The 23317-nt window shown below is 70.2% G+C and carries 20 protein-coding genes and 1 riboswitch; of the genes, 13 read left to right on the top strand and 7 right to left on the bottom strand.

Annotation, left to right across the window (positions count from 1 at the left end; all coding sequences use genetic code 11):
• Positions 1-7: 7 nt before the first annotated feature.
• The 7 genes from ABH928_RS01510 (at position 8) to def (ending at position 6939) form a co-directional block, all read left to right on the top strand.
• On the top strand, positions 8-772 hold the full coding sequence (locus ABH928_RS01510) for an SOS response-associated peptidase (protein WP_370061021.1): 765 nt from the start codon (positions 8-10) through the stop codon (positions 770-772).
• Positions 773-903: 131 nt separating this feature from the next.
• Positions 904-1677 (top strand): sigma-70 family RNA polymerase sigma factor, encoded by a 774-nt coding sequence (locus ABH928_RS01505; RefSeq protein WP_370061019.1) that lies wholly within the window; start codon positions 904-906, stop codon positions 1675-1677.
• Entirely contained in the window at positions 1674-1976 is a 303-nt protein-coding gene (gene rsrA, locus ABH928_RS01500; protein WP_370061016.1) for a mycothiol system anti-sigma-R factor, read from the top strand. The genes ABH928_RS01505 and rsrA overlap by 4 nt, the downstream gene beginning before the upstream one ends.
• A gap of 305 nt (positions 1977-2281) precedes the next feature.
• The gene (locus tag ABH928_RS01495) at positions 2282-3670 is read left to right on the top strand and encodes an HD-GYP domain-containing protein (protein ID WP_370061855.1); all 1389 of its coding nucleotides are present in this window, start codon (positions 2282-2284) and stop codon (positions 3668-3670) included.
• Positions 3671-3720: 50 nt separating this feature from the next.
• Positions 3721-5085: an HD-GYP domain-containing protein gene (locus tag ABH928_RS01490; protein WP_370061014.1), complete on the top strand. Its 1365-nt coding sequence runs from the start codon at positions 3721-3723 to the stop codon at positions 5083-5085.
• Between the two features lie 130 nt (positions 5086-5215).
• Positions 5216-6178, top strand: a complete 963-nt coding sequence (locus ABH928_RS01485) for a tetratricopeptide repeat protein (RefSeq protein WP_370061012.1) — start codon at positions 5216-5218, stop codon at positions 6176-6178.
• Between the two features lie 155 nt (positions 6179-6333).
• Positions 6334-6939 (top strand): peptide deformylase, encoded by a 606-nt coding sequence (gene def / locus ABH928_RS01480; RefSeq protein WP_370061010.1) that lies wholly within the window; start codon positions 6334-6336, stop codon positions 6937-6939.
• Positions 6940-7006: 67 nt separating this feature from the next.
• Here def and ABH928_RS01475 read toward each other — a convergent pair whose 3' ends face one another.
• The 3 genes from ABH928_RS01475 to ABH928_RS01465 form a co-directional block, all read right to left on the bottom strand.
• The gene (locus tag ABH928_RS01475) at positions 7007-8041 is read right to left on the bottom strand and encodes a ribonucleotide-diphosphate reductase subunit beta (protein ID WP_370061008.1); all 1035 of its coding nucleotides are present in this window, start codon (positions 8039-8041) and stop codon (positions 7007-7009) included.
• A complete protein-coding gene (locus tag ABH928_RS01470; protein WP_370061006.1) occupies positions 8041-10404 on the bottom strand; it encodes a ribonucleoside-diphosphate reductase subunit alpha in 2364 nt (787 codons plus the stop codon). Before ABH928_RS01470 ends, ABH928_RS01475 begins: the two co-directional genes overlap by 1 nt.
• Positions 10405-10537: 133 nt before the next feature.
• A riboswitch (cobalamin riboswitch) is annotated at positions 10538-10672 on the bottom strand.
• A 143-nt stretch (positions 10673-10815) separates the two neighbouring features.
• On the bottom strand, positions 10816-11331 hold the full coding sequence (locus ABH928_RS01465) for a GNAT family N-acetyltransferase (RefSeq protein ID WP_370061004.1): 516 nt from the start codon (positions 11329-11331) through the stop codon (positions 10816-10818).
• Between the two features lie 160 nt (positions 11332-11491).
• Between ABH928_RS01465 and ABH928_RS01460 the strand changes: the two genes are divergently transcribed.
• Positions 11492-12082, top strand: coding sequence for a hypothetical protein (locus ABH928_RS01460; RefSeq protein ID WP_370061002.1), 591 nt, complete (start codon positions 11492-11494; stop codon positions 12080-12082).
• A gap of 44 nt (positions 12083-12126) precedes the next feature.
• On the opposite strand, the gene ABH928_RS01455 is transcribed toward ABH928_RS01460, so the two are convergent.
• The 4 genes from ABH928_RS01455 to ABH928_RS01440 all read right to left on the bottom strand — a co-directional run bounded on the left by ABH928_RS01455 (position 12127) and on the right by ABH928_RS01440 (position 15799).
• Positions 12127-12891 carry a histidine phosphatase family protein gene (locus tag ABH928_RS01455; RefSeq protein ID WP_370061000.1) on the bottom strand — a complete coding sequence of 255 codons (765 nt, stop codon included), beginning with the start codon at positions 12889-12891 and terminating at the stop codon, positions 12127-12129.
• 95 nt (positions 12892-12986) lie between these two features.
• A complete protein-coding gene (gene mctP / locus ABH928_RS01450; protein ID WP_370060997.1) occupies positions 12987-14609 on the bottom strand; it encodes a monocarboxylate uptake permease MctP in 1623 nt (540 codons plus the stop codon).
• Complete coding sequence (locus tag ABH928_RS01445; RefSeq protein ID WP_370060995.1) at positions 14606-14875, bottom strand: DUF3311 domain-containing protein; 270 nt, start codon at positions 14873-14875, stop codon at positions 14606-14608. Before ABH928_RS01445 ends, mctP begins: the two co-directional genes overlap by 4 nt.
• Before the next feature lie 150 nt (positions 14876-15025).
• Positions 15026-15799, bottom strand: a complete 774-nt coding sequence (locus ABH928_RS01440; RefSeq protein WP_196192732.1) for a GntR family transcriptional regulator — start codon at positions 15797-15799, stop codon at positions 15026-15028.
• Positions 15800-16346: 547 nt separating this feature from the next.
• Here ABH928_RS01440 and ABH928_RS01435 point away from each other — a divergent pair.
• The 5 genes from ABH928_RS01435 (at position 16347) to ABH928_RS01415 (ending at position 23210) form a co-directional block, all read left to right on the top strand.
• On the top strand, positions 16347-17597 hold the full coding sequence (locus ABH928_RS01435) for an extracellular solute-binding protein (RefSeq protein ID WP_370060992.1): 1251 nt from the start codon (positions 16347-16349) through the stop codon (positions 17595-17597).
• Between the two features lie 90 nt (positions 17598-17687).
• Positions 17688-18752, top strand: a complete 1065-nt coding sequence (locus tag ABH928_RS01430; RefSeq protein ID WP_370060990.1) for a carbohydrate ABC transporter permease — start codon at positions 17688-17690, stop codon at positions 18750-18752.
• Positions 18749-19579, top strand: coding sequence for a carbohydrate ABC transporter permease (locus tag ABH928_RS01425; RefSeq protein WP_370060988.1), 831 nt, complete (start codon positions 18749-18751; stop codon positions 19577-19579). The genes ABH928_RS01430 and ABH928_RS01425 overlap by 4 nt, the downstream gene beginning before the upstream one ends.
• Positions 19580-19619: 40 nt before the next feature.
• The gene (locus ABH928_RS01420; protein WP_370060986.1) at positions 19620-21152 is read left to right on the top strand and encodes a glycoside hydrolase family 3 protein; all 1533 of its coding nucleotides are present in this window, start codon (positions 19620-19622) and stop codon (positions 21150-21152) included.
• A 606-nt stretch (positions 21153-21758) separates the two neighbouring features.
• Positions 21759-23210: a sensor histidine kinase gene (locus ABH928_RS01415; protein WP_370061853.1), complete on the top strand. Its 1452-nt coding sequence runs from the start codon at positions 21759-21761 to the stop codon at positions 23208-23210.
• Positions 23211-23317: the final 107 nt, after the last annotated feature.

The raw sequence follows: 23317 nt of genomic DNA, 5'->3' as shown, positions 1-23317 counted from the left end.
GGGACACATGTGCGGACGGTACGCGTCGAGTCGTAAGCCCGAGGACCTGGTCGAGCTCTTCGAGGTCGCCTCGTGGGACCCGAAGGAGACCCTCGCGGCGGACTACAACGTCGCGCCGACCAAGGACGTCCTCGCGGTCCTGGAGCGGCCGATACGCGAGCAGGGGCCGGACCCGGTCCGGCAGTTGCGGGTGCTGCGCTGGGGCCTGGTGCCGTCCTGGGCCAAGGAGCCGGGCGTCGGCGTGAAGATGTTCAACGCGCGCAGCGAGACCGTCCACGAGAAGCCCGCCTACCGCCGCGCCTTCAGCACCCGTCGCTGCCTGCTCCCCGCCGACGGCTACTTCGAGTGGCACACCCCCGAGAAGCGCCCCGGGGAGAAGGCACCGAAGAAGCAGCCGTACTACGTGACACCGAAGGACGGCGCGGAGGTCGCCTTCGCCGGGCTCTACGAGTTCTGGCGGGACCGGAACATCCCCGAGGACGACCCGGCGGCCTGGCTCACCACCTGCACGGTCATCACCGTCGCCGCGGAGGAGGAGCTGGCGCACGTCCATCCGCGGATGCCGCTGATCCTGCCGCGCGACCGCTGGGACGACTGGCTGGACCGGTCGCTCACCGAAGAGGACGAACTCGCCGCGCTGCTGGCACCACCGGCTCCGGGACTGATGGAGCTCCGTCCGATCGGCCCGGCGGTCGGCAACTTCCGCAACAACGCCCCCGAACTGCTGGAGCGGGTCGAACCCGAGCCGGAGGAGGCCGGAACGCTCTTCTGAGGAGGCACCTCCGAGGACGCTCCTCCGAGGGCGGGACCCGCTGACGACGTGAGGTCCGGTCGGGGAATGAACAGCCGGGCCCGCTGGTTGTCGCCACTGTCAGGATCGAACACGTCAGTGGAAGGCAGCTCATGGTCGCAGCCGCATGCCAGGCCCGCCCGGAGGACGCGGCGGAGTCGTTCCTTGGCTGGGCCGCGTGGCCCGTCGCGGGCGATTCCTCTCCGAGCCCGATAGTCTCCTTGGCGAGCAAGCCATTCAGCGCCGAGGAGGTGGGTCCGGTCGCCGCGAAGGACACCGAGGAGACCGAGACGGAGCGCGTGCAGCGCTTCGAACGGGACGCCTTGGCATACCTGGACCAGCTGTACTCCGCTGCGTTGCGGATGACCCGCAACCCCGCGGACGCGGAGGACCTGCTGCAGGAGACGTTCGCGAAGGCGTTCGCCTCGTTCCACCAGTTCCGTGAGGGCACCAACCTCAAGGCCTGGCTGTACCGCATCCTGACCAACACGTTCATCAACTCCTACCGGAAGAAGCAGCGCGAGCCGCAGCGCACCGGTGCGGACGAGATCGAGGACTGGCAGCTGGCACGGGCCGAGTCGCACATGTCGACCGGCCTGCGCTCGGCGGAGACGCAGGCGCTGGACCACCTCCCGGACAGCGACGTGAAGGAAGCCCTGCAGGCGATCCCGGAGGAGTTCCGGATCGCGGTGTATCTCGCGGACGTCGAGGGCTTCGCGTACAAGGAGATTGCCGACATCATGGGGACACCCATCGGAACGGTGATGTCCCGCCTCCACCGCGGACGCCGCCAACTGCGGTCGCTGCTGGAGGACTACGCCCGTGACCGCGGGTTGGTCCCGGCCGGGAGCGGTGCGGGGGATGACCGGAAAGGCGCGGACTCATGAGCTGCGGCAACCACCACGACACTTCGTGCGACGACGTACTCGACCACCTCTACGAGTACCTCGACAACGAGATGGGCGAGGGCGACTGCGCCCGACTGCGCGAGCACTTGGACGAGTGCTCGCCCTGCCTCGACAAGTACGGTCTGGAGCAGGCGATCAAGGCCCTGGTGAAGCGGTCCTGCGGTTGTGACACCGCGCCGGCGGATCTCCGCGGCAAGGTGCTGGCGCGGATCGAGCGGATCCGTGCGGGGCTGCCGGTGGAGGGCGAGTTGCTCGCCCGCCCGACCGCGCAGGAGTAATCGCACTGTTCAGGGGCGTGGGGTTCCGCTCGGCGGAGCCCCACGCCCCGTGCGATTGCAACTCCCTGCGGAAGCGAAAAACTGGCCCCTCCCCGGTGTGAAGAAAACGTGCCGCATCGCGTGCTTCAAACCGGAGGCCCAGGGGTATCCAGTCACCCGATCGTGGAGTTTTTCGTGGAACGTCTGCCCCTGTGCGGGCGCTGTGCGATGAACTGAGGCCCGGACCTGGCGAAGGCGGAGCGGAGTCGGAGTCGGTGGCGGATGCGGAGATCGCGGGCTCGACTGCGGGCGGGGGCGGGGAACCTCTGGGGCTCGTGGGGCGCTGCTACGCGGTCGCGGTGATCACGGCGGCGCTGGTCTGCCCGCTGGAGCTCGGGGTGGGCGGCAGCCCGTGGAGCCAGGTGCTCGTGCTGGCCGCGCTGTACGTCGCGTGCGAGTGGCTGGTGCGGCGTCAGGCGCTCAGCGCCGCAGGCGGGGTGGAGACGCAGACGCGATGGACCGCGTTCTTCCCGGTGCTGCTCGCGGCAGCGACCCTGCTGCGGCCCGGGGCGGCGGCGCTTGTGCCGGTGCTGGGCGCGGTGCTCGCGCCCGCCGAGCCGCCGCGTGCGCTGCGGCGTGCCTGGAACGCGGCGCAGTTGGCGCTGGCCGCCTGCGCGGCGGCCGAGGTGTTCGATGCGACCGGTGGCAGCAGTGAGCTGACCCGGCGTCAGTTCCCTGAGGTGCTGGGGCCGACGCTGCTCGCCGCGCTGGCGTTCTGCGTGGTGACGGCGCTGCTGGTCGGCGGGATCAGGGTCGCCGCGGAGCGGGCGGACCCCTACACGGTGTGGCGCGGAGCGCTGCTCCGATCGCTGCTGCCCTGCCTGGGGTACGGGCTGATCGGGCTGATGATGGCCGTCCTCTGGAGCTCCTACGGCGGCCTGGCTGCCGTGCTCGTGCTGCTGCCGCTGACGGTGTCCTCGTGGGTCTACGCCCAGTTCCAGCAGGAGGAGGCCGCGCACCAGGCGACGGTCAGCGCGTTGGTGCAGGCGGTGGAGATCAAGGACGAGTACACCCGGGGCCACAGCGAGCGCGTCAGCCGCGCGTCGGTGCTGATGGCGCGGGAGCTGCGGATGGCGGAGGAGCGTGTCGCCTCGCTGCGGGTGGCCGGGATCCTGCACGACATCGGCAAGTTGGGCGTGCCGACGCGGGTGCTGCGCAAGAACGGTCCGCTGACCGACGACGAGCACGAGGCGGTGCAGCTGCACCCGACCTTCGGGCACGAGATGGTGCGCGGCATCGGCTTCCTGGGCGAGGCGCGCGAGGGCATCCTGCACCACCACGAGCGGATGGACGGGCGCGGCTACCCGACCGGCCTGGCGGGGGAGGAGATCCCGGAGTTCGCCCGCGTGATCGCGGTGGCGGACGCCTTCGACTCGATGACGTCCACCCGGTCGTACCGGCGCGGTCGGCCGGTCACCGAGGCGGTGGTGGAGCTGGAGCGGTGCGCCGGGAGCCAGTTCGACCCGGTGATGGTGGAGGCGCTGGTGCGTGCGGTGCGTCGCCACGGCTGGCAGCCGGCGGCTCCGACGGCGGCCGACGAGGACGCCCCGGACGTGCCGCTCGGCATCCGCGAGCCGAGGCGTCCGGCCGGGGCCGGTGCCTCGGGCGCGGGTGCCGCCGGGGTGAAGAACGCGGCCACCAGGGTGGCGCGTTGAGTCGTCGTGATCGGGCCCTGGCACGGGGGGGCCTGGCGCAGGAGTGGGAGGTGCGCAGACCGGCTGTGCCGATGCAGCAGGCCGTGTCGACGCGCGGCAGGAGCGGTCGGCGCAGCGGGGGCGCCGGTGCGCCGGCCACCGTCGATGCGGCGCGGGTCGGCCGACTGCCGCGTCGGGTCGTGGCCGTCTACGCCGCCGCGGTGCTGCTCGTCCTCGCGTCGGGCGTCTGGCTCGCGGTCTACGGCTTCGTCGAGGCGTGGATCGCCCTGGGCTTCGGGACGTTGGTGGCGGTCGGCGAGCTGTTGCGGACGACGCTGCCGGGCGACCGGGTGCAGGCACCGCTCGGCGCGGCGGCTGCGCTGGCGTACGCGCTGCTCGGCGCGCTGGCGGGGGAGCGGACGCATCACGGGGTGGCGCAGGTCGTGGTGGTGACCACGGGTGCGGCGATGGTCGGCATGGTGCCGAGGGTGGCGCGGGGGCGGCAGCCGTGCTGGGACTCGGTGGCCCGGCGGGTGCTCTCGGTCGGGGTGGCCGCGCTGCTGTTCCAGCCCTTCTACAACCGGGGGGTGCTGCTGCGGTACGGCTTGGAGCACGGTCCGGCCAACGGCGCCTATCTCGCGTTGTGCGCCGGGGTCGCGGCGCTGACCGACATGGGGTTGGCGGCGCTGTTGGCCGGGTCGCACTCCGGCGCGCGATTCGCGCACGCCTTGCGCGACGAGTGCTGCGCGCTGCTGCGGATCGGCTCGGCGATAGTCGCGACCGGTGTCGTGATCGCCATCGCGGCAGGAGAGATCGGGCTCTGGGCGCTGCCGCTCTTCTCCGTGCCGCTGCTGCTGACCCAGGCGGGTTTCCGCCGCTATGCCGCGATCCGGGCAACCCAGCGGCAGACCATCGCGAGCCTGGCCCGCGCCACCGAGGTCGCCGGATACACCCTGCCGGGCCACGCGCAGCGCGTCACCCTGTTGGCCTGCCGGGTCGGACGTGAACTCGCGCTGACCGAAGGCGAACTGCTGCTGCTCGAGTACGCGGCGCTGATGCACGACATCGGCCAACTCTCGTTGGTGGACCCGATTCCCGGCGGCGCGACGGCCCTGCTCTCGCGGGCGGAGCAGCGGCGGATCGGGCAGTTGGGCAGCGAGGTGATCCGCAGGACCGGCGTTCCGCCCGAAGTCGCCGAGATCGTGGCCCGGCTGGCCGAGCCCTACCGTCGTCCGGACGGCACCCGGGACGGTGATGTCCCGCTTGCCGCGCGCATTGTCCGCGTTGCCAACGCCTTCGACGACCTGGCGTGCGACGACCCGGGACCGGCCCGGCGCGAGGAGGTGCTCGTGCAGTTGCGGGAGGAGACCGCGCAGGAGTACGAACCCCGTGTGGTCGAGGCATTGGCCCGTGTTTGCCAAAGGATGCCTGGGTAGGCAGCGAGCGAGGGTGCGCTCATGGTTGGATGCTGATGCAGGGCCTTGCGGGTCCATGTGTCGACCTATGGATGAAGCAACGCCACATGTGCACGCGACAGTGCAGGGGACCGACAAGCGGCAGGCTGAGGTGAAGATCTTCAATCGAGCACGGCAGAGGCCGTCCGCCACCTGGCGGCAGACCACCGACCGCGCCTTCACGCTCATCGGTGACGGTCGGCTCGACGACGCGGGAGCACTCCTGGTCCGGGCGACGGACCTGGAGCCGTGGTTGTCCGACTCCTGGTTCAACCTGGCATTGCTGCACAAGTTCCGCCGGGACTGGGACCAGGCCCGCGCGGCCGGTCTGCGCGCCGTGGCGCTGCTGGACCGTGGCACCGGTACCGGCGCGCCGGACTGGTGGAACCTGGGCATCGCAGCGACCGCGCTCCAGGACTGGGCGCTGGCCCGCCGCGCGTGGCAGGCGTACGGCCTGCGCGTCCCGCCCGGCGACGGTCCGGTCCGGATCGACTACGGCATGACGCCGGTCAGACTGTCGCCGGAGGGCGAGTCCGAGGTCGTCTGGGGCAGACGCCTGGACCCGGCACGCGTCGAGGTGCTGAGCATCCCGCTGCCGTCCTCCGGCCGCAGATGGGGCGAGGTCGTGCTGCACGACGGCTCGCCGCACGGCGAGCGGGTCGCGGACGGGGTTCCCTACCCGGTCTTCGACGAGATCGAACTGTGGGCGCCCTCACCCGTGCCGACGCATGTGGTGCTGCTGCAGGCGAGCACCGAGAGTGACCGTGACGCGCTGGAGCGGATCGTCTCCGAGGCCGGCTACGCGGCGGAGGACTGGACCTCCTCGGTGCGGCTGCTCTGCCGGGCCTGCAGTGAGAGCCGGATGGCCTCGGACGACGGCCACAGCGGCGCCCACGACCCCCACGACGACGGCCCGCTGGGACGGCTGAGCCACCACGCGCAGGGGGAACTGTGGGTCCCCGAACGCGAATGCGGCGTCGCCGCTCCGGCCGGGCTGGTCGAGCAGCTGCTCGACCGGTGGGTGGCGCAGTCGCCTGCGCGGCGGGCGTACCGGGACCTGGAAGAGGTCTGCTGAGGGGCTTTGTCCGAAACCACCCTGGGCGGATGGTCCGGCACGTTCGGCCTGCCAGGTGCGTGGGTGGTTGCTCGCGCAGTGCCTCGCGCAGTTCCTCGCGCCCCTGAGGTGGTTACCCTTTGAGCGAGTAGCTGAGCAGAGTTGAAGGCGAGAGCATGTCGGAACAGCAGTTGGAAGCCGCCGAGCCGCAGCAGGTCGTCGGTGAGGAGCCGGACACCTCGCGCGGGACCGTGCGGGCGATCACGGTGGTCGGGAACCCGGTCCTGCATCACCCGTGTGCCACGGTGACGGAGTTCGGGCCGGAGCTGCAGGCGCTGATCGACGACATGTTCGTGAGCATGTACGCCGCCGAGGGTGTCGGCCTCGCCGCCAACCAGATCGGCGTGGCACAGCGGGTCTTCGTCTACGACTGCCCGGACGACGACAACGTGCGTCACATCGGCGTCCTGGTGAACCCGGTGCTGGACGACCTGGACCCGGCGCAGCGGAACCTCGACGACGGCAACGAGGGCTGCCTCTCCGTGCCCGGCGCGTACGCCGAGCTGCCGCGGCCGGACTTCGCCGTCGTGCGCGGCCAGGACAAGGACGGCAAGGACGTCGTCGTGGAGGGCACCGGCTTCTTCGCGCGCTGCCTGCAGCACGAGACGGATCACCTGAACGGGTACCTCTACATCGACCGGCTCTCCAAGCGGGACCGCAAGGACGCGCTGCGGCAGATGGCGGAGCTGACGCCGCGGTACGAGGTCGTTCCGAACGAGTGACAGCATGACGGAACGGAGGGCGTTCACCCGCGTGGGTGAACGCCCTCGGTTGTGACCAGCCGGGTGACTAGAAGTCGTCGTCGAAGGAGACCGAGCCCTCGACGGCCATCTGGTACGCGGAGACCCGGCGCTCGAAGAAGTTGGTCAGCTCCTGGACGTTCTGCAGCTCCATGAACGCGAACGGGTTCTCCGAGCCGTAGCGGACCGGCAGGCCCAGGCGGGCCAGGCGCTGGTCGGCGACGCACTGCAGGTACTCCCGCATGGAGTCCGTGTTCATGCCGGGCAGGCCCTCACCGCACAGGTCGCCGGCGAACTGGAGCTCGGCCTCGACGGCCTCCTCCAGCATCGCGGTCACCCGCTCGCCCATCTCCTCGTCCCACAGGTCGGGCTCCTCGGCCCGGACCGTGTCGACGACCTGGAAGGCGAAGTCCATGTGCATGGACTCGTCGCGGAAGACCCAGTTGGTGCCGGTCGCCAGACCGTGCAGCAGGCCGCGGCTGCGGAACCAGTAGACGTACGCGAAGGCGCCGTAGAAGAACAGGCCCTCGATGCACGCCGCGAAGCAGATCAGGTTGAGCAGGAACCGGCGGCGGTCCTCCTTGGACTCCAACCGGTCGATCTTCTCGACGCTGTCCATCCAGCGGAAGCAGAACTGCGCCTTCTCGCGGATGGACGGGATGTTCTCCACCGCCGCGAAGGCCGCCGTGCGGTCCTCCGGGTCGGGCAGGTACGTGTCCAGCAGGGTCAGGTAGAACTGGACGTGCACGGCCTCCTCGAAGAGCTGGCGCGAGAGGTAGAGCCGCGCCTCCGGGGAGTTGATGTGCTTGTACAGCGTCAGCACCAGGTTGTTGGACACGATCGAGTCGCCCGTCGCGAAGAACGCGACCAGCCGGCCGATCATGTGACGCTCACCGGCACTGAGCTTGGCCAGGTCGGCGACGTCGGAGTGGAGGTCGACCTCCTCCACGGTCCAGGTGTTCTTGATCGCGTTCCGGTAGTGCTCGTAGAAGTCCGGGTAGCGCATCGGGCGGAGCGTCAGCTCGAAGCCCGGGTCGAGGATGTTCTTCTTCTGGGTGGTGCTCGTGTCGGCGGTGCTGGTCATTACTGGCAGGCCTCGCAGGACTCAGGGTTCTCCAGGGAGCAGGCGACGGCTTCCGTCTCCTGCACCGCCTGGGCGGTGGCCGCGCGGGCGATCCGGGTCGCCGGGCGGGAGCGCAGGTAGTACGTGGTCTTCAGGCCGACCTTCCAGGCGTACGCGTACATCGAGCTGAGCTTGCCGATGGTGGGCGCGGCCATGAAGAGGTTGAGGGACTGGCTCTGGTCCAGGTACGGCATGCGGGCGGCGGCCAGGTCGATCAGCGCGCGCTGCGGGAGCTCCCAGGCGGTGCGGTAGAGGCGCTTGTAGTCCTCCGGCAGGTCGGTGATCTCCTGGGCGGAGCCGTTGCCCTCGCGCAGTTCCTCGCGGGTGATCGCATTCCAGAGGGCGAGGTTCTTCAGGTCGGCCACCAGGTACGGGTTGACCTGGAGGAACTCGCCGGAGAGGGTCTCCCGCTTGAAGAGGTTGGAGACCTGCGGCTCGATGCACTCGTAGACGCCGGCGATGGAGGCGATGGTCGCGGTCGGCGCGATGGCCAGCAGCAGGGCGTTGCGCAGGCCGGTCTCGGCGATGCGGGCGCGCAGTGCGTCCCAGCGCTCCGGCCAGGCAGGGGCCACGTCGAAGTGGTCGATGTGCAGCTTGCCGCGGGCGGCGCGGGTCTCCTCGTAGGCGGCGTGCCGGCCGAAGCGCTCGGCCAGCTCGCAGCTGGTCTCGTAGGCGGCCAGCATGATCCGCTCGGAGAGCTTCGTCGAGAGCGCCTTGGCCTCGGCGGAGTCGAAGTCCAGGCGGAGCTTGAAGAAGACGTCCTGCAGGCCCATCATGCCCAGACCCACCGGGCGCCAGCGGGAGTTGGACGTGCCCGCCTCGGGGGTCGGGTAGAAGTTGATGTCGATGACCCGGTCCAGGAAGGTCACCGCGGTGCGCACGGTGGCGTCCAGGCGCTCCCAGTCGATCTCGCCGTTCGGCAGCACGTGCGCCCCGAGGTTGACCGAACCCAGGTTGCAGACGGCCGTCTCGGAGTCGTCCGTGATCTCCAGGATCTCGGTGCAGAGGTTCGAGGAGTGGACCGTGCGGCCGGGCAGCGCGGTCTGGTTGGCGGCGCGGTTGGAGGCGTCCTTGAAGGTCATCCAGCCGTTGCCGGTCTGGGCCAGGGTGCGCATCATCCGCGCGTACAGGGTCCGGGCCGGGATGCTGCGGACGGCCTTGCCGTCCTGCTCGGCCTTGACGTAGGCGGCGTCGAACTCGGCGCCCCACAGGTCGACCAGCTCGGGGACGTCGCCGGGGGAGAAGAGCGACCAGTCGCCGTCGGTCTCGACGCGGCGCATGAACTCGTCCGGGATCCAGTGCGCCAGGTTGAGGTTGTGCGTGCGGCGCGCCTCCTCACCGGTGTTGTCGCGGAGCTCCAGGAACTCCTCGATGTCGGCGTGCCAGGTCTCCAGGTAGACGCAGGCCGCGCCCTTGCGGCGACCGCCCTGGTTGACCGCGGCGACGGAGGAGTCGAGGGTGCGCAGGAACGGGACGATGCCGTTGGACTGGCCGTTGGTGCCGCGGATCAGCGAGCCGCGCGAGCGGATCCGGGAGTAGGACAGACCGATGCCGCCCGCGTGCTTGGAGAGCCGGGCGATCTGCGCGTAGCGGCTGTAGATCGAGTCCAGCTCGTCCAGCGGCGAGTCCAGCAGGTAGCAGGAGGACATCTGCGGGTGCCGGGTGCCGGAGTTGAACAGCGTCGGCGAGCTGGGCAGGTACTCCAGGCGGCTCATCAGCCCGTACAGCTCGGCGACCTCGGCCACCGACTTCTCGTTGCCCCCGACCTCCAGCCCGCACGCCACCCGCAGCATGAACTGCTGCGGCGTCTCGATCACCTGACGGGTGATCGGGTGGCGCAGCAGGTAGCGGGAGTAGAGCGTGCGCAGGCCGAAGTACTCGAAGCGGTCGTCGGCCTGCTGGTCGACGACGGCGTCCAGTGCGTCGGCGTGCGCGGCGACGAAGGCGGCGGTGGTGTCGCCGATCAGACCCTCGCGGTGGCCGACGGCCACGGACTCGGCGAAGCAGGACGAGCCCTGACCAGCCGCCTCCTCGCGGACCTCCTCGGCCAGCAGCCGGGCCGCCAGACGTGAGTACTGCGGGTCCTCGGCGATCAGCGCGGCGGCGGCCTCGATGGCCAGCCCGCGCAGCTCCGCGTAGTCGGCCTGGGCGCTGCGGCCACGCAGCGCGGCGGCGGCGACGCGGCCCGGGTCGACCTGGGTCAGGTCTGCGGACCGCTCGGTGAGCGTGACCAGCAGCGCGGTGCCGGGAGCGTCGGCGGCGCCACCACGGGCGTCGGGCTCACGGGTGGGCTGGGGCAGGGTGGGGACGGCGATGTCCGTCATGTACGCGCACGCTCCTCGTTGGCGGCCGGTGGCTGAGGCACGGGTCGCGTGAGAAGGCAGGCGGGAGCAGAGCAGCGCGAAGCAGCCCGTCGGCCCACCCACGAGGCCCGGTTGCAGCGCCCGCGGCCGGGCAGGCCGAGGACGCGCTGACGGCAGGTCATCGGACTCGCGGACAGGCCGGATCGGCAGCCGCTCACCGTTGCGGGGCAGTCCCGGAATCGCACCGGGTTCCCCTGCTTCGACAGCGAGCATGAGCATACATCTAGGGGCAGGTGCGTCACGCACCACCAGATGTTGTGTCGCGGCGTGATTCGTTCGAGTAACCGTTCGATCACTCGGCTGCCCCGCTGGAGCACTGCTGCGGCGCACTCCGGGCACCGGCTGAGGCGTCGCGGCTCCTGCCTGCGGGCATCACGCAGGCGAGCCGGACAGCTCCAGTGCGTAGGTGAAGAGGACCATGCCGGGGATCGGCGACCAGTCGCGTTCGGGGGTCCGGACGAAGCCGAGACGCCCGTATATCCGGTGCGCGAAAGCCATCTGCTGTTGTGATGACATGACGATCCGGGGCAGTCCGAGCTCCCGGGCGCGGTCGATCACGGCACGGACCATCAGCTCGCCGATGCCGCGTCCGCGGGCGGCCGGGTCCGGGGAGACGGCCAGCATCCGGAACTCGCCCTCCTGACCCTGCGCCAGGTCCGCGTAGGGGGAGCCGGGCGGGGCGAAGGTCACCGAGCCGAGGACCGCGCCCGTCTCCTCGTCCACCGCGACGAGCAACTCCGCCTTCTCGGCCCGGTCGCCCGGATCGCGCAGCAGCTTGGCGTAGTCGCCGTCCCGCTCGGTGTGACCGTCGTGGATGAAGGCCTCGGCAACGAGGTGACCTGCGGCGTCGTACTCGTCGGGCAGGGCGGGGCGGACGATGATGCTCATCCTTGAAGTCTGCCTGACCTCTCCCCGGTTGCTCCGTGCGGGGGTGCGCCGAGCGGCGCGGCAGAGGGTGACGTGCCATGTTCGTTGAGTGATGTACCAAGCGAAGCGTGATGCGAAAGGGCGCAGCAGCCGCGCCCTGATACTCGGTTGTCTCCCCGTCATGACCGCGGCCGCGTTGCTGGCGGGGACGACGACGCAGGCGAACGCGGCGACGGCGGGCAAGGAGACCATAGCCGCCAAGACCGCCCCGATCTGCGCAGGGGCGGCGCAGCCCAACCCGATCGCGGTCACGCTGACCGGGGTCCACCGCGGTTACGTGCGCGGCGCGGGTTGGTCGACGCTGCGGCTGACGCTGCACAACCGCACCCGGGCGGCCTGCGGGCAGCTCAAGCCGGTGCTCGTCTACGGCGCGCGGTCCCGCACGCTGCGCGTCGACGCGCTGCGGCTGGAGACCTGGCTCGCCGGACGGTGGCGGGCGGTCGGGGTCGACGCCGCGCTCGGCGAGCTCGCGGGCGAGGTGGGCCCGCGCAACGGACTGAGCCTCCGGCCCGGTGCCACGGCGGCGCTGACGCTGCGGATGCGGCTGACCCGCAGCGCGCCGACGGGGGACTGGCTCTCCCTGGCGGTCGCCTACGCGCCGCTCCAGACCAAGCCCGCCAAGGGCGCGCCGTCCGGCACGACGACGCAGGCCTGGCCGGTCGGGGTCACCGACCCGCTCTACTTCCGGGTGACCAGCAGGCACTCCCGGTGACCCCGACTGCCTCGCGGGTCAGTCAGAACACCTGACCCGCACGCCTAACCCTCCAGGTGGGGGCGCTCGTTCCAGCAGTCCAGGGCGAGGGCGCCCTTGGCGTCGCGGATCCAGCGGGTGACCGAGGTGTTGCGGACCGCGCCGCCCTCGGTCAGCTCCTGGAGCTCGCCCTCCTGGAGGTCGTCGATGACGTGGCGGAGCAGGATGACCACCGCGTCGTGGGCGACGACCAGGACCCGGCGGTTGCTCTCCCCCTCGTAGAGGTCGCGGAGCGCGCTGCGCAGGCGCTGGGCCACGTCGGTGAGGGACTCGCCGCCGGGCGGGCGCCAGCGCAGTTCGCCGAGCAGGCGGCGGCGGGCGGCCTCCTGCGGGTGGCGCAGCTCGATCGCGGCCGAGGTCAGCATCTCCAGCACGCCCAGCTCGCGGTCGCGGAGCCGCTCGTCGGTGCAGATCTCCGGGAGCGGCAGCCCGGCCCGGTCCAGCTCCTCGACGACCAGCTCGGCGGTCTCCTGGGTGCGCAGGTACGGGGAGACCCACAGGCTCTGCGGGACGCCGTCCTCCGAGCGGGTGGCCAGCCAGCGGCCGAGGGCGCGGGCCTCCGCGCGGCCCAGCGTGGTGAGCGAGAGGTCCGCGTCCCGGCACGTGATGCCGACGTCCAGGGCGCCGACCGCCTCCGCGGCCTGGAAGGCGGCGTTGGCGGTGCTCTGGCCGTGCCGGACGGCGGTGAGCGTCAGCGGCCCCGGCAGCCCCGGGAAGAGCCGGCGCGGAGCCGTCCGCTGCGCCTTCGGATAGTGCTGGGTCAGTGCCACGTCGGGCCCCCTGGGGATCGACTGGCCCGCCGCGGGAATGCAGAACGGGCCGCGCCCCCAGTGTGCGGGAGTGCGCGGCCCGTTCTAAGGGCGCATCAGGTGGTGACGGGGGCGATCACCGGTTCGGAGTGCTCCGTGTCGTCCACGTCGGCGACGTAGTCGGCCGGGACCGTCTCGTCGACGCCCTCGGGCGACTTGACCAGCCGCAGCCCGACGGTCAGCACGACCGCGACGGCCAGGTTGAGCACCAGCGCGATCAGGCCGATGTAGCCCATCTGCCCGATGCCCGGGATGTTCACGGTGTTGCCGCCGAAGTGCGAGCCGGGCTTGCCGGCGGCGGGGATGCCCCAGGTCTCGTAGGTGCTGTAGGCCATGCCGATGGCCCAGCCGGCCAGCAGCCCCCAGCGGTGGAACCACCGGGTGAACAGCCCGCCGACAATGGCCGGGAACGTCTGGAGGATCCAGATCCCGCCCAACAGCTGGTAGTTGACCGAGAACGACTGGTCCAGGGTGAGGACGAAGGCCAGTGCGCCGAACTTCACCACCAGCGAGACCAGCTTGGCGACCTTGGCCTCCTGGGCCGGGGTCGCGCTCGGCTTGAGGAACTCCTTGTAGATGTTCCTGGTGAACAGGTTGGCGGCGGCGATCGACATGATCGCGGCCGGGACCAGCGCCCCGATCCCGATCGCGGCGAAGGCGACCCCCGCGAACCAGCTCGGGAACATCTGCTGGAACAGCTGCGGGATGGCCAGGTTCTTGTCGTAGCCGGTCACGCCCTTGCCGACGCCCGCCGAGATGGCCATGAAGCCCAGCATCAGCAGCAGGCCCAGCATCAGCGAGTAGGCGGGCAGGATGGCCAGGTTGCGGCGCACCGTGAGCCGGTTCTTGGCGGCCAGCACGCCCGTCGCCGAGTGCGGGTACATGAACAGCGCCATCGCCGAGCCGAGCGCGAGGGTGGCGTAGGTCCACTGCGCGGACGGCCCGGAGACCAGGCTGCCCCGCGGCTTGCCGGTGGTCGGGTTCTTGGCGGAGAGCGCGGTGGCGGCGTCGTGGAAGATGTGGCCGTAACCGCCCAGCCGGATCGGGATGTAGATGATCGCGACCAGCACCACGATGTAGATCAGAGTGTCCTTGACGAACGCGATCAGCGCGGGCGCCCGCAGACCGGAGCTGTAGGTGTACGCGGCCAGCACGGCGAACGCGATCAGCAGCGGCAGGTCCTTGCTCCAGCCGCTGCTGCCGCCGACGTGCATGGTCGTCAGGACCGCCTGGATGCCCACCAGTTGCAGCGCGATGTAGGGCATGGTCGCGACGATCCCGGTCACCGCGACAGCGAGCGCGACGCTCCTGCTGCCGTAGCGTCCGCGCGCGAAGTCGGCCAGGGTGACGTAGCCCTTGCTGCGCGCCACCGACCAGAGCCGGGGCAGGAAGAGGAAGACCAGCGGCCAGGCGATGATCGTGTACGGCACGGCGTAGAAGCCGGCCGCGCCGACGCCGTAGACCAGCGCGGGAACGGCGATGAAGGTGTACGCGGTGTACAGGTCGCCACCGAGCAGGAACCAGCTGACCACGGTTCCGAAGCCGCGCCCACCCAGGCCCCACTCGTCCAGGTGGTTCGCGTCCTGTGCGCGGCGCCAGCGGGCGGCCACGAAGCCGACGGCGGTGACGAGCACGAAGAACAGCAGAAAGACCGTCAACGAGGTCCAGTTGGTCTTCACTTGGCGGCACCTGCCTTCGCCTCGGCCTTGCGGCGCTTCTCCTCACGGGTGAACAGGACATAGGCGACGCCGGTCAGCAGCGCGGAGAGGATCACCCAGAGGAGTTGGTACCAGTAGAAGAAGGGGATCCCGATGAAGGCGGGAGTCAGCCGTGAATAGGAGCTGACCCAGAGCAGCGCGACGAAGGGCGCGACGAGCAGGACGGCGCAGGTCACCCTGACGGGTGTGACGAGCGGCAGGGTTGTTGCGGTGTCGGATTCGGGCATGGACGGTGGCTCCCCCTGGCAACTTTGACGATCTGTTGACCAAGGGAATCTAGACCCTCGCCGCGCTCACGTCACCAGTGCGGGAGGGTGCAACACCCAGAGTCCCGCGTCCCTGGGGTTGCAACTGCCTCTCGAGCAGAGAGTGGCCGTTCAGGCCTCGGGGCGGCGGAGGCGGGCGGTGAACTTGTAGCGGTCGCCGCGGTAGACGGAGCGGACCCATTCGACCGGTTCGCCGTCCGCGTCGAAGGAGTGGCGGGAGAGCAGCAGCATCGGCAGGCCGACGTCCGTGCCGAGGACGCCCGCCTCGCGCGGGGTGGCCAGGGAGGTCTCGATGGTCTCCTCGGCCTCGGCCACGTGGACGCCGTAGACCTCGCCGAGCGCGGTGTAGAGCGAGTTGTACTTGACCAGGTTCCGCCGCAGCGCGGGGAACCGCTTGGCACTGAGGTGCGCGGTCTCGATGGCCATCGGGTCGCCGTTGGCCAGGCGCAGACGCTCCACCCGGAGCACCCGGCCGCCGGGGCGGATGTCCAGCAGCTCGGCCAGCCGGTCGTCGGCGGTGACGTAGCCGACCTCCAGCAACCGGGAGGTGGGCTCCAGGCCCTGGGCGCGCATGTCCTCGGTGTAGGAGGTGAGCTGCAGCGCCTGGGAGACCTTGGGCTTGGCGACGAAGGTGCCCTTGCCCTGGATCCGCTCCAGCCGCCCCTCGACCACCAGCTCCTGCAGCGCCTGGCGGACGGTGGTCCGCGAGGTCTCGAACTCCAGCGCGAGCGTCCGCTCCGGCGGGACCGGCGTGCCGGGCGCCTGCGTCTGGGTGATCTGCAGCAGGTGGCGCTTGAGGCGGTAGTACTTCGGGACGCGAGCGGTGGACGCCCCCGCCTGGGCCTCCTCCGCCGAGGCCGTCCCCTGGCCTCCATCGGTCGTCATCACCGCTCCTGCTTCCTGTCCCCTGTTGGTGTGTCTGATGGTCCGTGTGGCGCTGTGGTCGCCGCGCGTGCGGCACTCATGGTGACACGTCCGCCCCGGCGAGGGCATGCGCGGCACCTGGCGTGCGAGCCCGTTCCCTCGGGGGAGTGGGGTCTCCCGCGCGGATTGGTCCAGGCCAGGTGTACCAGCATGGTCTAGACCTCAAACGCCGTTCTTGGCAAGACCCTCGATTCGGGCGGGCCCGACCGGTCCAGGTCAGTGGGTGTACCAATCGATCACGCCGCGGGGCATGGCTGGTGTCGGCTTGGTAACGGCTCCCGTTCTTCTCGTGGCAACCCGTTGACAGTCATCTTTGGTCTAGGCCAAGCTCCAGGCACTGGTCTAAACCACACAGCGACCAATCAACAACCCCCGACCCATCGCTGGGAAGCGGCGCCCTCGACCTGCTCCGTGCAGGGAGTCGTACCGGAACGGATGGGGGACAATCCGGGCATCCCAGGAGGATGGCGTGAACCGTCGACTTATCGCCGCAATAGGGACCGCGGCCGTGCTGGCCACGGTGGCCGCATGTAGCTCCAGCTCCAACTCCTCTGGGAGCGGCGGCTCGAGCAGCGCCGCGAGTGGAAAGACTCTCACCGTCTGGCTGATGACGGGTGACAACCCGCCCGACTGGGTCAGCAGCGTCACCGCGGACTTCAAGGCCGCCAACCCCGGCGCCAAGCTCAACATCGTCGTCCAGCAGTGGGACGGCATCACCCAGAAGGTCACCACCGCCCTCTCGGAGAGCACCCCGCCGGACGTCATCGACATCGGCAACACCCAGACCCCGTTCTACGCGGCCAGTGGTGGCCTGATGGACCTGACCTCGGTCAAGTCCTCCATCGGCGGTGACAACTGGACCCAGTCGTTCACCAACTCCACGCTGTACCAGGGCAAGCAGTACGCCGCCCCGTGGTACGCCGGTGGGCGCGCGGTCATGTACAACAAGGCGCTGTGGGCCAAGGCCGGGATCACCTCCACCCCGACCACGATGACCGACTTCATCGCCGACCTGACCAAGCTGAAGTCCACCGCGGGCGTCTCCTCCGCGATGTGGCTGCCCGGCCAGGACTGGTACGCCTTCGACGGCTTCCTTCAGGACGCCGGCGCCACCATCGCCACCCAGGGCGGCTCCTCCTGGACCGGCGGCCTGAACAGCCCGCAGGCACTGCAGGCGGCCAACCAGTTCAAGCAGCTCCAGTCCTTCGGCAGCGCTCCCAAGGACCAGGACGAGGCGCACCCGGCCCAGGCCGACGTCTTCGCCAAGGGCAACGTGGGCGCCATGATCGCCATGGGCTACGAGGCGGCGACCGTCACCAAGGACAGCCCGGCACTGGCCTCCCAGATCGGCTGGTTCCCGATCCCGGGCGCCAGCGCGTCCCAGCCGGCCAAGACCTTCATGGGCGGCTCCAACCTGGCCATCTCGCAGAACAGCCAGAACAAGACGCTGGCCGAGAGCTTCCTCAAGGTCGCCCTCAGCGACAAGAACGAGTCCATGTTCGCCAAGGACTCCGGCTTCCTGCCGAACAACCAGGCCGACTACGCCGCCCTGGCGGGCAACGCCTACGCCGAGGCCTACGAGAAGGCCGCGCCGTACGCCGGTTACACCCCGCTCGTCCCGACCTGGGCGAACGTGGAGAACACGCCGAACCCGATCACCACGCTCTTCCTGACCCCGATCCTCGAGGGCAAGGACCCGGCCTCCGCCGCCTCCGCTGCGGACGCGCAGATCGCCTCGCGTCTGAACCAGCAGCAGTAGCACCTCCTGGAGCTGTCCGCCCGGTCTCGGCCGGGCGGACAGCTCCGCCCGCTGAACCAGTAGAGCCTGACGAAGGTGAGACAGATCGCCATGCCATCCAAGGGAGCGCCGGCTCAGCTCCGGGACGACGGAGGGACCGCGGCCGGGTCGCCGGAGCACTCCGGCGGCCAGGCACGAGGGACCGGAGGGAACGGAACCGCGGGCAGGTTCCGGCCCCGGTTCGGCGGGAAGTTCGGCGGGAAGTTCGGCGGGAAGCGGAGAGACACCGGCAACGACGGGATCACCCCGTACCTGCTGCTGCTCCCGGCGCTGGCGGCGACCGCGATCTTCCTGGTCTACCCGGCGATCCGCGAGATCCTCATCTCGTTCCAGCGGCTCAACGCGTTCGAGCTGATCCAGCACGTCACCGAGTGGAACGGCTTCCAGAACTACCAGACGATCCTCAGCAGTTCGGACTTCTGGCACTCGGTCGAGCGGTCGGTCCTGTTCACCGCCGTCAACGTCTTCCTGATCATGGTGCTGGGCAGCCTGGTCGGCCTGCTGCTCAACCGCCTCGGCAGCAAGATGCGGTTCGTGCTCTCGCTGGCCCTGGTCTTCGCCTGGGCCATGCCGGTGCTGGCCGGGACCACCGTCTTCCAGTGGCTCTTCGACCAGAACTACGGCGTCGTCGACTGGCTGCTCTCCCAGCTCGGCTGGAAGAGCATGGCCCACTACGACTGGCTCAACAGCCAGTTCTCGGCCTTCACCGTGATCGCCCTGCTGTTGGTCTGGCAGTCGATCCCCTTCGTGGCGTTCAACCTCTATGCCGGTCTGACCACCATCTCGACCGAGCTCTACGAGGCGGCCCGGCTCGACGGCGCGGATGCCTGGCGGATCTTCCGCTCGGTCATCTTCCCGATCCTCAAGCCGTTCTTCCTCTCCACCACCTTCCTGGAGATCATCTGGATCTTCGGCGCACTGCCGCAGGTCCTGGCGATCAGCGGTGGCGGGCCGCAGGGGAGCACCGCCACCCTGCCGGTCTACGCCTACCTGGTCGGCGTCGGCCAACAGTCCTACGGGATGGGCGCCGCGGTGGCCGTCGTCACCATCGTCATGCTCTGTCTGATGATGTCGTACTACTTCCGCATCATCCTGAAGCAGGAGGACGAACTGTGAAGTCCTCGCTCGTCAGCCGGATCACCTTCAACGCCCTCGCGTCGGTGCTGGCCATCGTGTTCGTCTTCCCCGTCTACTGGATGGTCACGACGGCGTTCAAGCCGAACAACCAGATCATCAGCAGCACGCCGGTCTGGGTGCCCACCAGTCCCACGCTGGCGCACTTCACCACCGCGATGCACGCGCAGTTCTTCGGCGACTACTGGGTCAACAGCCTGACCGCGACCGTCGGCGCGGTGCTGGCGGCGCTGGTGATCGCGCTGCTGGCCTCGGTGGCCGTGGCCCGGATGCGGTTCCGCGGGCGCAAGGCGTTCATCCTGATGATCATGGTGGCGCAGATGGCCCCCTGGGCCGTCATGCAGATCGCCATCTACATGATCGTCCGCGACGCGAACATGCTGAACGAGATCCTCCCGCTGCTCCTCTTCTACATGATGATGGTGCTGCCCTTCACGATCTGGACGCTGCGCAACTTCGTCGCGGCGATCCCGAAGGAGCTGGAGGAGTCGGCCCTGATCGACGGCTGCAGCCGGTTCGGCGCCTTCTGGCGGATCATCTTCCCGCTGCTGGCACCGGGGTTGATGGCCACCTCGCTGTTCGGCTTCATCACCGCGTGGGGCGAGTTCCCGCTGGTCCTGGTGCTCAACAAGGACCCCGCCCACTACACGTTGCCCCTGTGGCTGACCCAGTTCCAGAGCGTGTTCGGCAGCGACTGGGGAGCCACCATGGCGGCCTCGACGCTGTTCGCGCTGCCGGTGCTGGTGCTGTTCATGATCATGCAGCGTCGGGCCGTCGGCGGCCTGACGGCCGGCGCGGTGAAGGGCTGACGTGGACGTGGGGATCCTCGAACCATCATCGATCCGGACGATGGACCGGAACGACCGACTGCACCGCGACGCGCTCACGGTGCTGCAGCCCGGCTTCGTCGGGACCACGCCGCCGGACTGGCTGCGACGCCATCTCGGCGAGGGCCTCGGCTCGGTGGCCCTGTTCGCCCGCAACGTGACCGACCCGCAGCAACTGGCGGCGCTCACCGCCGAGTTGCGCCGGGAGAACCCGCACGTCCTGGTCGCCATCGACGAGGAGGGCGGCGACGTCACCCGCCTGGAGGCCGGCAACGGCTCGTCCTGGCCGGGCAACCTGGCCCTGGGCGCGGTCGACGACCCGGCGCTGACCCGGGACGTAGCCCGCGAGCTGGGCCGGGCGCTGGCCGAGTGCGGCGTCAACTACAACTGGGCGCCCTCGGCGGACGTCAACTCCAACCCCGACAACCCGGTCATCGGCGTCCGCTCCTTCGGCGCCGACCCGGACCTGTGCGCGCGGCACACCGCCGCGTGGGTGGAGGGGCTGCAGTCCGTCGGCGTGGCCGCCTGCGCCAAGCACTTCCCCGGGCACGGGGACACCGCCGTCGACTCGCACCTGGGCCTTCCGGTGGTGGACATCGACGTGGACCTGCTGCGCTCGCGCGACCTGGTCCCGTTCAAGGCCGCGATCGCCGCCGGCGCCAAGGCCGTGATGACCGCTCACATCATGGTCCCGGCGCTGGACGGCGATCGCCCGGCCACGCTCAGCCGGGCGGTGGTCGACCTGCTCCGCCTCGCGCCGTCCGCCGGCGGCCTCGGCTACCAGGGGCTGATCGTCACCGACGGCATCGAGATGGGCGCCATCGCCGACACCTACGGCGTGGCCCGGGGCACGGTGCTGGCGGTCGGCGCGGGCGTGGACGCGATCTGCGTCGGCGGCGGGCTGGCCGACGAGGAGACCGTGCTGCACCTGCGCGACGCGCTGGTGGCCGCGGTGCGCGAGGGCGAACTGCCCGAGCAGCGCCTGGCCGAGGCCGCCGCCCGGGTACGGGAGTTGGGGGAGTGGACCGCCGAGCAGGGGGCGGCCAGCGGTCGGCTCGCGCCCGACCTGGCCATCGGCCTGCGCGCGGCACGGCGGGCGCTGCGGGTGACCCGGCAGCCGGGCGCGGGCTTCGCCCCGGTGACCGAGCGGCCGTACGTGCTCTCGTTCAGCCCGGTGCCGAACATCGCCGTCGGCGACCAGACGCCCTGGGGCGTGGCCGGGATGCTCGCCGCCCGCTTCCCGGGGACGCACGCCGAGAGCGTCGGCCCGGACGACGCCACGCCGGAGCTGCTGCCCGCGCTCGTCGAACGGATCCGGCGCGAGTCGGCCGGACGGCCGCTGGTCGTCGTGGTGCGCGACCTGCACCGGCACGCGTGGATGTCGCGAGCGCTGGACGGGGTGCTCGCCGGCCGGCCGGACACCGCCGTCGTCGAGATGGGTGTCCCACGGGCCTCCGCGCGCGGCGCGCTGCACATCGCCACCCACGGCGCGGCGCGCGTCTGCGGCCTGGCCGCGGTGGAGGTGCTGACAGGGCAGCCGACGGCACACCAGTGAGAGCGGCTCCCGCCCGCGGCGGGAGCAGGGGGGAATCAAGGAGGGGAGCGCAGGGCACGGGTGAATTCCCGTGCCCTGCGCCGTTTTCCGGACTGGTGCTGTCCTGGGAATTCCCTGGGAATTCTCCGGGGCAATCTCTTGTCGGGGTCATTTCAGAATTCCCCGGCTTCGAGCTTTCCTGTGTGCTGAATTCCAGTCACATGACCGTCGGGACAAGAGGGATGGCCACCCGGCCGATGCGGAACGGGCATGCAAAAGGCCGCGGGTGTCGCGACGGGACCCTCAACCCGTCGCGGCGCGCCGCGGCCTTCGGCCTCGTCGGAGGAGGACGCCGTCGCCTGCGTGGCGGGTGTGCGGGCCCGGGACGCGGGACGGGTTCGGCCGACGGTGGGGGAGCGGCAGCCGCGCGGTCAGGGCAGATAGCGCAGGTTCGTCGCTCCGTTGGTGCTGCCTCGATTGTGGACTAGACCATTCACCATTGTCCAGACCAGTGGACCGGGAAAGCCGGGGAAGGCAGAGGTCGCGGTCAGGGTAGGCGTGCTGTTCACCGGCTGGTCGCACGGAGTCCTTCCCCCTGCCTGGGGATACGCTCGCAGCATGCCTTCCCTGAACGAGCTGGTGCGCCACCACACCGCGCTGGAACCCGCCGATGTGGAGTGGATCCACCTACTCATCTCCGAATGGCAGCTGCTCTCGGACCTTTCCTTCGCCGACCTCGTGCTCTGGGTGCCGACCAGGGACGGCACCCGCTACGTCTCGCTGGCGCAGATGCGGCCCAACACCGGCCCGACCTCCTACCAGGACGACATGGTCGGCCACCTGGTCCCGCGCGGCCGCCGCCCGCTGCTGGACATGGCGCTGGACGAGGGCAGGATCGTCCGTGAGGGTGACCCGGAGTGGCGCGAGGACGTACCCGTTCGGGTGGAGTCGATTCCCGTCCGGCGCGAGGGGCGCGTGCTCGGGGTGATCGCGCGGAACACCAACCTGCTGACCGTCCGCACGCCCAGCCGGCTGGAGCTCACCTACCTGCAGAGCGCGTCCGACCTGGCCCAGATGATCGCCGCGGGCACCTTTCCCTTCCGTGGCGAGCAGGTGGACATGGACGCCTCGCCGCGCGCCGGCGACGGCCTGCTCCGGCTGGACGCCGAGGGCGTGGTCACCTACGCCAGCCCCAACGCCATCTCCGCCTACCATCGCCTCGGCCTCAGCACGGACCTGGTCGGCCTGCACCTCGGCCGGACCACCGCGGACCTGATCCCGCCCACCAAGGGCGCCGTCGACGAGGCGATGGTCAAGCTGGCCAGTGGCTGGGCCCCGCGGACCACCGAGGTCGAGCACCCCGAGGCGGTCGTCCAGCTGCGGGCCATCCCGCTCAAGCCCAAGGGCGAGCACATCGGCTCGCTGGTGCTGCTCCGCGACGTCACCGAACTGCGGCGTCGTGAGCGCGAGCTGATGACCAAGGACGCGACGATCCGTGAGATTCATCACCGCGTCAAGAACAACCTGCAGACCGTCGCCGCGCTGCTGCGGCTCCAGTCGCGCCGACTCGACTCCGAGGCGGCCCGGGGCGCGCTCGACGAGGCGGTGCGCCGGGTGGGCTCGATCGCCATCGTGCACGAGACGTTGTCGATGGCGCTGGACGAGCACGTGGCCTTCGACGAGATCGCCGACCGGGTGCTGGCGATGGTGATGGAACTGTCACAGGACGGCCGCGTCACCGCCCGCCGGACCGGCAGTTTCGGGATCCTCTCGGCCGAGGTGGCGACTCCGCTGTCGATGATCCTTACCGAGATCCTGCAGAATGCCCTGGAGCACGCATACGGTCCCAAAGCGGGCGGTACCGTCGAGGTCGAGGCCAGCAGGGCGGACGGTGTGCTGCACATCACCGTCACCGACGACGGCTCCGGTCTGCCGGACGGATTCGACCCGCACACGGCGGGAAATCTGGGGCTGCAGATCGTCCGTACACTGGCGACGGGCGAACTGGGCGGACGCTTCGACATGGCCCCGGCACCCGGTGGCGGCACAAAGGTAATACTCGAAATCCCGTTTGATTGACTGTCGGACGGTTTTAACCGGTTACTCACCTTTAAGGCCCCAACCAAAAGGGATATTGGCTCGTCTAACGTGCCAGGTGCCACAGCGGCGATCACACGATGATCTCG

This window comes from Streptacidiphilus sp. MAP5-3, assembly GCF_041262505.1.
GTDB lineage: Bacteria > Actinomycetota > Actinomycetes > Streptomycetales > Streptomycetaceae > Streptacidiphilus.
Note: the sequence above shows the minus strand (reverse complement) of the source record. Positions and strands in the feature narration are given on the sequence as shown.

Bases quoted from the DNA above. Each gene is read 5' to 3' on its own strand.
- ABH928_RS01440 (WP_196192732.1), bottom strand. From the start codon at position 15,799: ATGACGACCGATGGAGGCCAGGGGACGGCCTCGGCGGAGGAGGCCCAG.
- ABH928_RS01460 (WP_370061002.1), top strand. From the start codon at position 11,492: ATGACCGCGGCCGCGTTGCTGGCGGGGACGACGACGCAGGCGAACGCG.
- rsrA (WP_370061016.1), top strand. From the start codon at position 1,674: ATGAGCTGCGGCAACCACCACGACACTTCGTGCGACGACGTACTCGAC.
- ABH928_RS01505 (WP_370061019.1), top strand. From the start codon at position 904: ATGGTCGCAGCCGCATGCCAGGCCCGCCCGGAGGACGCGGCGGAGTCG.
- def (WP_370061010.1), top strand. From the start codon at position 6,334: ATGTCGGAACAGCAGTTGGAAGCCGCCGAGCCGCAGCAGGTCGTCGGT.
- ABH928_RS01430 (WP_370060990.1), top strand. From the start codon at position 17,688: ATGCCATCCAAGGGAGCGCCGGCTCAGCTCCGGGACGACGGAGGGACC.
- ABH928_RS01420 (WP_370060986.1), top strand. From the start codon at position 19,620: ATGGACCGGAACGACCGACTGCACCGCGACGCGCTCACGGTGCTGCAG.
- ABH928_RS01475 (WP_370061008.1), bottom strand. From the start codon at position 8,041: ATGACCAGCACCGCCGACACGAGCACCACCCAGAAGAAGAACATCCTC.
- ABH928_RS01510 (WP_370061021.1), top strand. From the start codon at position 8: ATGTGCGGACGGTACGCGTCGAGTCGTAAGCCCGAGGACCTGGTCGAG.
- ABH928_RS01470 (WP_370061006.1), bottom strand. From the start codon at position 10,404: ATGACGGACATCGCCGTCCCCACCCTGCCCCAGCCCACCCGTGAGCCC.
- ABH928_RS01445 (WP_370060995.1), bottom strand. From the start codon at position 14,875: ATGCCCGAATCCGACACCGCAACAACCCTGCCGCTCGTCACACCCGTC.
- ABH928_RS01465 (WP_370061004.1), bottom strand. From the start codon at position 11,331: ATGAGCATCATCGTCCGCCCCGCCCTGCCCGACGAGTACGACGCCGCA.